Source organism: Brevibacillus sp. NRRL NRS-603, from assembly GCF_003013445.1.
Classification (GTDB): domain Bacteria; phylum Bacillota; class Bacilli; order Brevibacillales; family Brevibacillaceae; genus Brevibacillus; species Brevibacillus formosus.
In genome coordinates this window covers 41,796-53,684 of sequence record NZ_PXZN01000024.1, presented here as the reverse complement: position 1 = coordinate 53,684, position 11,889 = coordinate 41,796, and the positions used below count along the sequence as shown (strand labels likewise).

The 11,889-nt window shown below is 49.6% G+C and carries 11 protein-coding genes and 2 riboswitches; of the genes, 2 read left to right on the top strand and 9 right to left on the bottom strand.

Annotation, left to right across the window (positions count from 1 at the left end):
* The first annotated feature begins 69 nt into the window (after positions 1–69).
* Together C7R94_RS19345 and C7R94_RS19340 are read left to right on the top strand one after the other, a co-directional pair.
* Positions 70–696, top strand: a complete 627-nt coding sequence (locus C7R94_RS19345; RefSeq protein ID WP_106783793.1) for a TetR/AcrR family transcriptional regulator — start codon at positions 70–72, stop codon at positions 694–696.
* A gap of 3 nt (positions 697–699) precedes the next feature.
* Positions 700–2,232: an aldehyde dehydrogenase family protein gene (locus tag C7R94_RS19340; protein ID WP_106783791.1), complete on the top strand. Its 1,533-nt coding sequence runs from the start codon at positions 700–702 to the stop codon at positions 2,230–2,232.
* Between the two features lie 17 nt (positions 2,233–2,249).
* Here C7R94_RS19340 and C7R94_RS19335 read toward each other — a convergent pair whose 3' ends face one another.
* The 9 genes from C7R94_RS19335 to C7R94_RS19295 form a co-directional block, all read right to left on the bottom strand.
* Complete coding sequence (locus C7R94_RS19335) at positions 2,250–3,368, bottom strand: Ger(x)C family spore germination protein (protein ID WP_106783788.1); 1,119 nt, start codon at positions 3,366–3,368, stop codon at positions 2,250–2,252.
* Positions 3,365–4,453 carry a GerAB/ArcD/ProY family transporter gene (locus C7R94_RS19330; RefSeq protein WP_047073026.1) on the bottom strand — a complete coding sequence of 363 codons (1,089 nt, stop codon included), beginning with the start codon at positions 4,451–4,453 and terminating at the stop codon, positions 3,365–3,367. Before C7R94_RS19330 ends, C7R94_RS19335 begins: the two co-directional genes overlap by 4 nt.
* 4 nt (positions 4,454–4,457) lie before the next feature.
* Positions 4,458–5,960, bottom strand: coding sequence for a spore germination protein (locus C7R94_RS19325; protein WP_106783786.1), 1,503 nt, complete (start codon positions 5,958–5,960; stop codon positions 4,458–4,460).
* A 125-nt stretch (positions 5,961–6,085) separates the two neighbouring features.
* Positions 6,086–6,550 (bottom strand): 6,7-dimethyl-8-ribityllumazine synthase, encoded by a 465-nt coding sequence (gene ribH / locus C7R94_RS19320; protein ID WP_015893048.1) that lies wholly within the window; start codon positions 6,548–6,550, stop codon positions 6,086–6,088.
* A gap of 16 nt (positions 6,551–6,566) precedes the next feature.
* Positions 6,567–7,766, bottom strand: a complete 1,200-nt coding sequence (locus C7R94_RS19315; RefSeq protein WP_106783783.1) for a bifunctional 3,4-dihydroxy-2-butanone-4-phosphate synthase/GTP cyclohydrolase II — start codon at positions 7,764–7,766, stop codon at positions 6,567–6,569.
* Positions 7,767–7,782: 16 nt separating this feature from the next.
* Positions 7,783–8,439 (bottom strand): riboflavin synthase, encoded by a 657-nt coding sequence (locus C7R94_RS19310; protein ID WP_106783780.1) that lies wholly within the window; start codon positions 8,437–8,439, stop codon positions 7,783–7,785.
* 19 nt (positions 8,440–8,458) lie between these two features.
* A complete protein-coding gene (gene ribD / locus C7R94_RS19305; RefSeq protein ID WP_106783778.1) occupies positions 8,459–9,565 on the bottom strand; it encodes a bifunctional diaminohydroxyphosphoribosylaminopyrimidine deaminase/5-amino-6-(5-phosphoribosylamino)uracil reductase RibD in 1,107 nt (368 codons plus the stop codon).
* Between the two features lie 134 nt (positions 9,566–9,699).
* Positions 9,700–9,846, bottom strand: a riboswitch (FMN riboswitch).
* A 113-nt stretch (positions 9,847–9,959) separates the two neighbouring features.
* Positions 9,960–10,107, bottom strand: a riboswitch (FMN riboswitch).
* 67 nt (positions 10,108–10,174) lie between these two features.
* Positions 10,175–10,843 carry an HAD family hydrolase gene (locus C7R94_RS19300; protein ID WP_106783776.1) on the bottom strand — a complete coding sequence of 223 codons (669 nt, stop codon included), beginning with the start codon at positions 10,841–10,843 and terminating at the stop codon, positions 10,175–10,177.
* 115 nt (positions 10,844–10,958) lie between these two features.
* The gene (locus tag C7R94_RS19295) at positions 10,959–11,888 is read right to left on the bottom strand and encodes a c-type cytochrome (protein ID WP_106783774.1); all 930 of its coding nucleotides are present in this window, start codon (positions 11,886–11,888) and stop codon (positions 10,959–10,961) included.
* Position 11,889 lies beyond the last annotated feature (1 nt).

Genomic DNA, 11,889 nt, shown 5'->3' with positions numbered 1-11,889 from the left:
AGACATCACCCGTTAAAAATACAATAAGAACAGAAAAACTGGACAGTCGTCCAAAAAAGAGGTGAGAAATTGACTACCCAGAAAAAAGCCGAAGCAAAACGGGCATTTTTGATTGAGCAAGCGACTACTTGTTTGGCTGAAAAAGGGTATGCACATGTTTCCTTGCGCGACATTGCCAAGGAATCTGGCGTCTCACTTGGGATTCTGCATTATTACTTTGCAAGCAAAGAAGAGCTTTTGCTAGCTGTAATCTCTAGCTACAAAGGACGTTTTATGGAGGAGTTGGAACGCGAAGTGCTCGCAGCTCCATCTGGAAAGTGGTCAGCAGCTCTAGCTCGTGTCCTGTGCCGGAGTCTGCAAGAGGATCGAAAGCTGCATCGGCTCTGGTATGACTTGCAGGTACAAGCCATGTACGTTCCTGCGTTTGGTGAACAGGTAAAAGTCATTCGTTCCCGTCTGCATCAGCTCATCTCTCGTATGCTCGTACGATTGCAGCGCGAAGAACAATCCACATTGATCATCGACGAAAACTCCGCAATCTCACTCATCTACTCTGCAATCGACGGATTTCTTTTTCAATTTTTGCTCGATGAATTACAGAAGCCGGAAGATGCGATTGCCCATTTTGAGCAGGCCTTTGCCCATTTGATGCATGCACTCTTCTCTTCTGAATCTTTATCTCCTGAATCGAGGTGAATCATGATGGCAGTCATGTCCATGCAAAATCCCGCCACTGGAGAGTTGCTCGGCTCTTTACAGGAAGCGACTCCAGAACAGGTAGAACACGCGATGGCACGTGCGCGTCTTGCCTTTCCAGCTTGGTCCACTACATCGTTGGCCGAGCGTCTGGACTATTTGACACGGTTGCGGCACTATTTAGTCGATCACGGTGAAGAAATCGCCCGAAAAATTAGTGAGGCTACCGGAAAAGTTACATTGGAAGCCTACATGACCGAAATCTTTGTCACTGTCGACACGATCCGTTTTTATGAAAAACATGCCTATCAGATGCTGGCCGATCAGCCAGTACCAACCTCTATCGTGCTGTGGCCGAAAAAATCGTATATCCACTACAAGCCAATGGGTGTCGTCGCGGTCATCTCTCCCTGGAATTATCCGTTTCAGCTTGCCATCATTCCTGGATTATCTGCCCTCGTAGCAGGCAATACCGTTATTTTAAAACCTTCCGAGGTGACTGCTTCTACCGGACTGCTCCTTGAAGAGGTGTTTTCTGCTGTTTCTATGCCAGATGGAGTCGTGACTGTCCTGCATGGAGGACGCGAAACTGGACAGGCGCTGGTGGCAGCGTGCCCGGATAAAATATTTTTCACAGGCTCTGTCGCGACAGGCAAAAAAATTATGGCGGCAGCCTCGGAGCATCTGATTCCTGTTGAATTGGAGCTGGGCGGTAAAGACCCGATGATCGTGTTTGAAGACGCTCATTTGGAACGGGCAGCAAATGGCGCGGTGTGGGGGGCTTTTACGAACTCCGGACAGGTATGTATGTCTGTTGAACGGCTGTTTGTCCATGAAAAGGTATATCCTGAATTTCTCAAGCTGGTCACCGAAAAAACAAAAGCCTTGCGCCAAAGCTATCCGAATCAGGCCGAGGTCGGGTCGATGACGTCTTCCCAGCAAATCGGCATTGTCCGTGAGCATGTGAGCGAAGCAATGGCTGCGGGTGCGACTGCAATCACCGGAGGACTTCCTTCCACCGACAGCATGTATATCGCGCCGACCATCCTCACAAACGTGACGACTGACATGAAGATCATGCGGGAAGAGACCTTTGGTCCGGTACTGCCCATCATGACTTTTGCCACCGAAGAGGAGGCTGTCCACCTGGCTAACAGCTCACCGTACGGGCTGAATGCCTCGGTATGGTCAGCCGATAAAACAAAAGCGGATCGCGTAGCTCGTCAGCTCGACAGCGGCAATGTGTGCATCAACGACGTCATTATCAGCTACGCCAATCCCCATCTTCCTTTTGGCGGGGTCAAACAGAGCGGTATCGGCCGTTATCGCGGGCCTTCAGGGCTGCAAGCCTTTACGCAAAGCATCTCTGTCATCCATGATCCGGGCAAACGCAAGCGCGAGTTCAATTGGTATCCGTATACGAAAGATCAGGAGCTCACCTTCATCGGTTTGACGAACCTGCTATATGGCAAGCTCCAAAATGTAAATCGCCGGACTTTGGGTGCGATCTGGCGTGAATTCAAGCGTCTGTTCTAACCACACCAGTATGCTGCTTATTTCAGTGTGCCGAAGCCGACTATATCCACATGAACCTTGACGTTGAATTTCGCTTTTTTATAAAGGGCGAGACCCGTTTCGCGTGTCCATTTGCCATGATATTTTTGGCGAATGCTCTCCTCTAGCTGCGCCGGGTCAACCCCTTGCTTTTGAAAACGTAGCAACATCTCCAAGCTTTCCTTTTTGATCCGTTTCTCAAGCTCTTGTACCAAGGTCCGAAATTGAGCCCGCTTCTCCAAATCCTTGCTGCCTGAATAGCCCACCAGCATTCCTCTTACCTTAAGATCGATGTGGATAACAGGCTTTTTCAGGCTGCCTTCGCTTCTTACTTTCGTTTTTGCCCGCACAAAATCGAACACGACCTTTTCCGTTTGTTTTTTACCTGTCTTCGTCTCGTGCTGAAACTCGAAGCTCATACGCGGTAAGCGTTCTCTTCCCAGAAACCCCTGAACCATCTTTCCCTCTCGCTGTGAATAAAATCCGATCATCCTGTCTACTCGAAAAAGGGCCGCCTTGAAAATCTGAATTTCTCCGTTAACATGGATGAGATATGGAAGATTGGGGTCCATCGTGTTGCTGGTCATCATAAAAACAAAATCATGAATGGTCGCAAAAGACGTAAAGGCCGTTTCCACTCGCGGACGGAGCAAGTTGTTCAAATACGTATTGATCTCCGGCCTGTGGTTATAGGTTCCTTTGATGACATCTTTCGCTTTTCCTTGTACGACGGCAATGTATACATTTTCTCCTACAATCGGATTGCGATAGAGATCAAGGATGACCTTTCCGATCCCTACTTTGCGAGCGTATTCTTCACTGAACAAAATCACACGCAATTGCGAAAGGGACATGGTCCTCTCTGCTTTTGTCGCGAGATTCAGCATTGCCTCGCTCGTCATCGAGGCATAAGTCGAGTACACCTGTGTCGTTTCTTTATTCTTGGCTGGTACCGGTACCGACACGGTAACATTTATCTTTTCACGATCCACATAATCAAAGCCCATAACCCCAATCATAGCCATGTCTTCCAGTGCTGGCCGTTCGAGTTCGCCCCCGCACCCGCAAAGGCTGAGCAAGAGGATAACCGTAACAATGAACCAGCTCGCCCTCTTCATGATACTCGCTCTCCTCTACCGAACCTCAAGGAATGAAGCAATAACAAAAAAATCGGCCACAAGATCAATCCATAGGCTATATAAACAGTCACCTTGTCATAAATGTAGCGTTGTTTTTCTACAGATAATGGCCCCACAATGAATAAAAACGAAATGATGGTCGGTAAAAGCAGATGCCACAGCCGAGTCTTTTCCGCCATTTCTTCAAGACCTGTACGCGCAACCCACAAATATCCCGTACTCGTGCTGAGAATGAGGAAGACCCAGAGACCAATCCCAAGATTTTCGATCCGCTCCAAAAAAGACAGCTCTACAGCCTTAAATAAATTCAAAATGGGATAAATGAGATTGTCCATTTGCCATTCGGAAAAATAAGCTACGCTCGTGATCAGGATCATGACGTACAGCAAAACAACGATCCATATCCCAATCAGCACATGCTTGTGTGCCTTGTTCTTCTCTTGGATATACGGGTAGAAAAACAGGACCAATTCATACCCAAGCATACTCGCGTAGGAATTGTGCACGGTTTCGGCTATACTGCGCCAATCTGTATTAAACAGAGGAAAAATATGCGTGAATCCTCCCTTTTGAAAACCATACTGCAAAAGAAAAACCATCCAGCCCGTAAAAAAGAAGGTTAGCAGGCAAAAACGCGCGATCAATTTGATGCCGCCATTTGTAATGTAGACCATGGTCAATGTCAAGCCGAGCAATGGCAATGTGGCTGTCTGATTGCTCAGCATGGAGGTTTGCACCAGCCTGATGTATCCTTCATTGGCGGTTGATACATTCAGAATGGCATAGACGATAATCAGGATATTGAAACAACGTCCCAACCATTTTCCCAACAGCTTTTCATGAATCCGGAAAAGATTATCCTCTGGATAGCGTCGGCACAAGGCCATCATGGGAAATAGCGTTAGGCTGACGATGCATCCCAGCAAAATCGGAGACCACCACAGATTGTAGCCCATTTTGCTTGCATGATGAGCCAATCCAAGTAAATTAACCCCCACCATCGTATTCATAATCAATCCGATTACCAGGATCGGATTCAGGCTGTGAATTCTCCCTCTATCCATCTCCCTAGTCCTCCCCAACTGGCCGGACATGCTTTTGCTTTGCCCGGGACATGCGGTTGCGATTGACGATAAACTTCAATGGCGCACGTACGAGACTATTCATCAAATCGGTCCATTGACGCGGAACCCCCGGGGCCATGTACGGCGTCCCGAGTGACGTCAGATTGAGCAAGTGCGCGAATAAAAAAGCCAGCGCCAGCATCTGGCCGTACATGCCCAATAATCCTGCCATCAAGATGAAACCATAGCGAACGAGCCGAATCGCATTACTCATCAAAAAATTGGGTGGCACGAAAGAAAGCAGTGCTGATACTGAAACAAGAACAATCAGGATATTACTGGCTAATCCCGCTTGTACAGAGGCTGTCCCGATCACGATACCGCCAACGATACCGATTGTCTGGCCGATTTTAGTCGGCATGCGTATCCCTGCTTCCCTCAGGATCTCGATGACGAGCTCAATAATGAGTACCTCAATCACGGGCGGAAAAGGCACCCGACTGCGTGATTCAGACAAAATCGTCAGTAAAGCGGGGGGAAGCATTTCCGGATGATACGTCAGGACAGAGACGTAGCTGGAGGTGAGCATAATGGTGATAAACAAACCGAAGAAGCGAATCATTCGCAGCAAGCTCGCCGTTGACCATCGATTGTAAAAGTCTTCGGGGCTGCTAAACATCTCTAGAAAGGAAGTCGGACAGATGGCAGCATCCGGACTGCCATTCAGCATGATCACGATCCTGCCGTCTAACAAGGCTGCTGTTGCATTGTCAGGCCGGCCCGTCAAGCCAAATTGCGGGAATGGAGAGTACGGCTTGTCCTCCAGCATTTGCTTTAAGACAGGCATCCCGACAAATCCAGGGTAAATGACATTGTCGAGCCGTTTTTTCACGCGCTCCACATTTTCTGCGTTCGCGATGTTTTCCAGATAAATGATAGCTACCTTGTTCTGCGCCTCCGTGCCAATCGTGTAGCTCGATACTTTCAGATGAGGCGTAGCCAGTCTTCTCCGAAGCAAGGACAAATTGATCTCCAGCATTTCAACAAAGGAGTCTTGCGGTCCAAGGACGGTCGCCTCCGTCTCGGATTTCGTAATGGAACGATGTGGGACCTGAAATGTATTCACATGCAGAATGAGATCCCTTTCTAGAAAAAACAAGATGGTATGACCCCGCAGCAAGTTACTCATCAACGTCTCCATATCGTCAAGAAGACATTCCTGTGAGAAAGGAAGCACCTGCATCGGATCTCTACCATCGGAACGCTGCAACGGAAGAAAGACATTCTCATAAATCTGGGACACATCCACCAGCGTATCGAGAAAAAAAACGTGTACCTCTTCGTCATTCATCTTCAATGACAAGCTGCTGAGGTCATCCACGTTTTGCATGCATTGTTTTACCATATCCGGTGTAATTTGTTCGCTTCGCCGCGCTTGAACCGAACCGATACGCCGCTTTCCTTGTATGGCCTCTACTTGCGCTTTCCACCAATCAGTCGGCTTCACGGTAGATCCCCCTTTTTTTCAGGAAAATCTTTCTTACTTTGACCCGCCCGTGGTGATTTTATCCAAAAAAATAGAAAACGGGAGCCGAAGCCCCCGTTGAAACATCTGGTTCTATTCTGAAATGATTAAGCAAACTGCTTAGATAAATTAGCCATTTCGATTGCTGCCGTTGCTGCTTCCCAGCCTTTGTTGCCTGCTTTGGTTCCTGCTCGCTCGATAGCTTGCTCGATATTGTCTGTCGTCAAAACACCAAAAATAACAGGTATCCCAGTAGATAGAGATAGGGACGCAACTCCTTTTGCTGTCTCATTGCAAACATAATCGAAGTGTGGAGTGGAGCCACGAATGACAGCTCCCAATGTAACAACAGCATCATAGCGACCCGATTCCGCCATTTTTTTGGCGATCAACGGAATTTCAAACGCCCCTGGTACCCATGCCACGTCTACCTGCTCATCTTCTACGCCATGACGCTTCAAGGCATCGAGAGCCCCTCCGACCAGCTTGCTTACGATCAATTCATTAAAGCGTCCTGCCACAATCCCTACACGCAAACCTGTTCCAACCAAATGTCCTTCGAATGTTCTCATCGCTTATTCCCTCTCCTTATCCGTGCAGATGAAGCAGGTGACCCAGCTTCTCTTGTTTTGTCGTTAGGTACTGTTTGTTGTGCAGATGCTCCGGCATTTGAATCGGCACCCGTTCTTCTACTGTTAATCCATAGCCGGTAAGCCCGCGGATTTTTCGTGGATTGTTGGTCAAAAGCCGCATGCGTTGCACGCCTAAATCTCGCAAAATTTGCGCACCGATACCGTAATCTCGCAGATCAGCGGCGAACCCTAGCTGTTCATTGGCCTCAACCGTATCCAAGCCTTCCTCCTGCAGCTTGTAGGCACGCAGCTTGTTAATCAAGCCAATGCCTCTGCCCTCCTGGCGCATGTACAATAAAATGCCGCGTCCGTTCGCTTCGATCTGTTCCAATGCAGCGTGCAGCTGTGGACCGCAGTCGCAGCGATGTGAGCCGAAAATATCGCCTGTCAAGCATTCCGAGTGAACGCGGACGAGAATGGGCTCATCCGGTCCGATCTCTCCCTTGATGAGAGCCACATGCTCTTTGCCATCCAGCTCGTTCGTATAGGCCGCTATCCGAAAATCACCGTAGGCGGTCGGAAGCTGCACTTCGATTTCCTTTTTCACCATAGATTCCGTCCGCATCCGATACGCTATCAAGTCTGCAATCGTAATCAGCTTGAGATCAAAGCGGTGTGCGATCTCTACTAATTGCGGCAGACGTGCCATGGAGCCATCCTCATTCATAATTTCGCAAATGACTCCCGCCGGTATGCCCCCCGCCAAGCGAGCCAAATCAACTGCCGCCTCCGTGTGACCCGCTCTGCGCAATACACCGCCAGACTTCGCGATTAACGGAAAAATATGTCCCGGTCTGCGGAAATCTTCTGGGGTCTTCTGATCGTCCAGCATCGCCAGGACCGTCTGAGAGCGCTCATGAGCGGAAATCCCTGTGTGTGTACTCCCTTCATCGATGGACACGGTAAAAGCCGTTCCTTGCTTGTCTGTATTGGCATTCACCATCGGAGCCAGCTCCAAGCGAGTCGCGTGCTCTTCTGTCACCGGTACGCAAACGAGTCCCCTGCCATGTGTGACCATGAAGTTGATCATTTCCGGCGTAGCCGCTTCGGCCATGCAGACAAAATCTCCTTCGTTTTCCCGATCCTCATCATCAACCACAATGACTGCCTTGCCCTGACGCAAATCTTCCAATGCTTCTTCTATGCGATGAAACATACTTTCTCCCTCCTACTCACGCGAAGCCATTTTCCTGCAAAAAGGCTAGACTGAGCCCGCCAGATTTTTCTGTACCGCCATGGTTTTGATAGCCTAACAAACGCTCGACATATTTGCCGATGACATCTGTTTCGAGATTCACCAAGTCCCCAGGTCGTCTGTCTGCAAGACTCGTATTCGCCAGCGTATGCGGAATGATCGAAACGGTAAAACCGCTATCGTTTACGTCCACCACGGTGAGACTGATACCGTCTATGCAAATCGATCCACGGGCAATGACGTACTTCAACAGCTGCGGTTTGGCCTCAATCCGAAACACGACTGCATTCGCATTCACCTCTCGTGAAGCAACCACTCCGGTCCCGTCTACATGTCCAGAGACGATATGCCCGCCAAATCTGTCTCCTAGCTGCATCGCTCTCTCCAAATTCACTCGCTGTCCACTGCGTAGTTGGCGCAAGCTAGTCTTGTTCATCGTCTCTGGCATCACATCGACGCTAAACTGACGATTGGTATAAGAAGTAACCGTAAGGCAAATGCCATTGACCGAGATACTGTCGCCGAGCTTCACCCCTTCGAGTACCTGCTGTGCGCGGATGACCAGTCGACTCGCCTGCTCGTTCCCTTGAATCGATTCCAACACGCCCACTTCTTCGACCAGTCCCGTGAACATGCTCTCTCCTCCTCACTCGCTACGTCTGATCCTCCCATTGTGGGTACCCGCTGATCTGTACATCACCTTTCCCAATAGGAGTGATCGTGACATTTGTCAGCTGTACCGCTTCTCCCATCGTCGCAAAGCCTTGACCACCGAATGGCGAGGGCGCACCGCTTCCTCCGATCAGCTTTAAAGCGATATGACTCACGACCTTTTGAATCGCTCTCGCTTGCAAAAAGGAGCCGTTTACTTCCTGCCCACCTTCCACTAGCAACGAGGTAATCCCCAGCTCTCCCAACGTATCCAGCACCTTTTCCACGCGAATTGGCCCTGCCGTTGTAATGATCTTTACTCCTCTTGCCTCAAGCTGCTCCTGCTTTTCCCTTGGGGCTGCACCTGTCGTAAAGATCCATGTCTTCGCATCTGCATTCTGGACGACTCGGGCATCCAACGGCGTCCGTAAATGGCTGTCCAAAATAAAGCGAACTGGCTGGCTTCCAAAACGCTGCTCTTCCTGGCGCGCCGTCAACAGTGGGTCATCCGCGAGAATCGTCCCAATCCCAACGAGGATCGCATCGTGCTGCCTGCGCAGTTCATGCACCTCTGCCCGAGCCTCTGCTCCCGTAATCCACCGACTGTGTCCCGTGAACGAAGCGATTTTCCCGTCCAATGTACTGGCCGTCTTTACCGTCACAAATGGACGTCTGGTTTGGATGTAATGGAAAAAGACTTCATTGAGCGCCTTCGCTTCCTCTTCTCTCACGCCGACCGTCACTTCCAGCCCTGCGGCCCGCAGCATCTCCACTCCTCGTCCCGCTACCAGTGGATTCGGGTCGAGCGTCGCTACAATGACACGACGTACATCAGCTGCGATCAACGCCTCTGCACACGGCGGTGTTTTCCCGTAGTGACTGCAAGGCTCCAGCGTCACGTACACGGTCGCACCTTGCGCTTTTTCCCCAGCCATCCGCAGTGCGTGCACCTCAGCATGGGGTTCTCCTGCCCGCAGATGCGCTCCCATTCCCACGATGGTTCCATCCTTCACAATTACAGCTCCGACCATGGGATTCGGACTGGTTTGGCCTCGTGCCGATCGTGCCAGCTCCAGCGCCAGATCCATGTACTTGCTGTCCTGCTCCATACCGCACTCCTTTCTGTTCCATCATTCCAGCCAAACACAACGCAAAAAGCCCTTGAAACCTCAAAGCGTTTCAGGGCATAGGGAAAGAAGCCTTACCTCATCCGTTTTTTGAAAAAAACAAATGAAGAAAGCAAAAAAATCTTCTTCCATCCGGACTGTACCGTCGGCTCTGGGATTTCACCAGATCAGTCGCTGCAAAAGCGTGGTCAGCGAGTCGCGGGCTCAGACGTACGTACGCCATTACCGCCGGTCAGGAATTTCACCTTGCCCTGAAGATTGTCGCTATGAAGTTTTATGAAAAATAAAAACGCCCATGAATATTATGCTCAGGGCGTTCAGAAAGAAGCCTTGCTTCTGCCGTTTTTTTGAAAAAAACAGCGAAACAGGCCGTTCCAAATACCTTCTCCCATCCGGACTGTACCGTCGGCCTTGGATTTGCACCAAGTCAGTCGCTATCAACTGCTTCGATAGCGAGTCGCGGGCTCAGACGTGCGTTCGTCATTACCGCCGGTCGGGAATTGCACCCTACCCTGAAGGCTGGTATTCAGTTATGCAAAGTATAGCATACTTTTCGCTATTGTCTGTAATCATTTACTGGAGAAGTGCACTTTACTCTTGCTCAAACTTTTCAAGAACGGTCAGGAGTTCTTCCAAATCATTTATGTACGCCCTTGGTACAACACCATTTCGCTCCATGTCCAGTTCATTCCCTTGATAGGCAATAAAAGCAACTTGTCCGTCACATGCCGCCTTTCCATCGATCCACGAATCCCCGATCATCGTCCAAGCCGAAACAGGCCAGTCCGGCTTGCGGCTGCGGATATAGTGAATGCCCGATGGAGATGGCTTCAAGGTCGTCATCTGCTCGCGTGCTACGATTTCATCAAAGTAGGAGGCGATTCCCGTCCCGTTCAAAGCCTCCTCAGCGGCAGCATAAGCGTTGTTTGTCAAGATATACAGCTGATAGCGGTTCTTTAACTCTTCTAGAACTTCTACCGCGTGCCGCTCCAGAACAGCGCCATGCATCCCTTCCTTCTCGATCGCGGTTACCGCATCCCACATCGCTTGCTCCAGCTCTCTCGTCATCTGCTCCGCTTTTCGCCCGATCTCAATGAGCTGCGATGCAGTATGCATTTCCCACTCAAGTGTAGAAGAAACGATCCCATTGTCCACCCATAACTGAAAAATGGCCCGCTTCATCTCGGTAAAATCGATCCTGGATTGCAACAAGGTATTGTCCATATCGAAAATAATGCCTTTTTGAAAGGTTTTAAGCATTTTGCGCCTCCTTTTTTGACAATTCGCCACTTCCATTTTATCAAAAAGAGGACTATCCCTCCGTCATTTTATAACTTTTGGGACAGCCCCCTTTTTGGGGTTAGGTATTGAGTTCCTATTGCTTCTTCTTTGAACTGTCTACTGCATACGGCACATCCTTTGGAACGCCTCCAGCTGGCCAGTCTTGTGCCTTTTTGGCAAAGTCCGGACGCGGCTTGGACAAAATATAGGCAGCTAGGTCCGCTGCTTCTTGATCCGTTAACGAACCTTGCTTGATACCGCCCATTTCCCCTAGAGGCATATTGCGCTGAATATAGCCAGCAGCTTTGGAAATTCGGGCCATGCCTGCACCAATATTGAAGGAGTTATCCCCCCATAGCGCTGGTCCGGAGTTTGGACCTGTACCTGAACCATCAGCTGCATGGCATTGCATACACGATTTTTGAAAGAGGGCTTCTCCATTGGCCACATTCGGTTGAGGTACGCTCTTCATATCATTTTTCTCTATCCACGGGCGCTCTTTTATGCCTACTGGTACATCTGTTGAGATATACGTCAGATAGGCGACCATCGCTCTCATTTCATCGCTGTTGTAAGGCAATGGCTTTCCGTTCATGCTTCGTTGAAAGCAACCATTGATGCGATCCTCAATGGTAAGCACTTTGCCAGACCTTGGAATGTACTGGGGATAGACTGCTGTGACACCTGTTAAAGGAGAGGTCGCATCCATTCCGGCATTACCGTGGCAGCTGGAGCAAGAGAGCTTATTCCCTGTGTATTCAGGGATCACTGTGCTCGTTTCATTCATTAACTTATGTCCATACTTAATCGATTCTCCCAATGGCCCTTCTGGCACCTTGTCCATACTAGGCGGGGTGTAGGAATCTAGATTGATCGCTCCCGTTGCCCCACTCGCTGTTTTATCTTTGGCCTCATTCACTGTTGTGGGTTGAGCGGTCGGCTGTGTAGCGCAGCCTGCAAAAACCAGCATCGCCACTACTACCATAGACAGCTTCTTCCAGCCTGTCTTCTCTTTTTTGATCATA

Bases quoted from the DNA above. Each gene is read 5' to 3' on its own strand.
- C7R94_RS19310 (WP_106783780.1), bottom strand. From the start codon at position 8,439: ATGTTCACGGGACTGGTCGAAGAAGTGGGCGTGTTGGAATCGATTCAA.
- C7R94_RS19335 (WP_106783788.1), bottom strand. From the start codon at position 3,368: ATGAAGAGGGCGAGCTGGTTCATTGTTACGGTTATCCTCTTGCTCAGC.
- C7R94_RS19295 (WP_106783774.1), bottom strand. From the start codon at position 11,888: ATGATCAAAAAAGAGAAGACAGGCTGGAAGAAGCTGTCTATGGTAGTA.
- C7R94_RS19330 (WP_047073026.1), bottom strand. From the start codon at position 4,453: ATGGATAGAGGGAGAATTCACAGCCTGAATCCGATCCTGGTAATCGGA.
- ribH (WP_015893048.1), bottom strand. From the start codon at position 6,550: ATGAGAACATTCGAAGGACATTTGGTTGGAACAGGTTTGCGTGTAGGG.
- C7R94_RS19340 (WP_106783791.1), top strand. From the start codon at position 700: ATGATGGCAGTCATGTCCATGCAAAATCCCGCCACTGGAGAGTTGCTC.
- C7R94_RS19300 (WP_106783776.1), bottom strand. From the start codon at position 10,843: ATGCTTAAAACCTTTCAAAAAGGCATTATTTTCGATATGGACAATACC.
- C7R94_RS19315 (WP_106783783.1), bottom strand. From the start codon at position 7,766: ATGTTTCATCGCATAGAAGAAGCATTGGAAGATTTGCGTCAGGGCAAG.
- ribD (WP_106783778.1), bottom strand. From the start codon at position 9,565: ATGGAGCAGGACAGCAAGTACATGGATCTGGCGCTGGAGCTGGCACGA.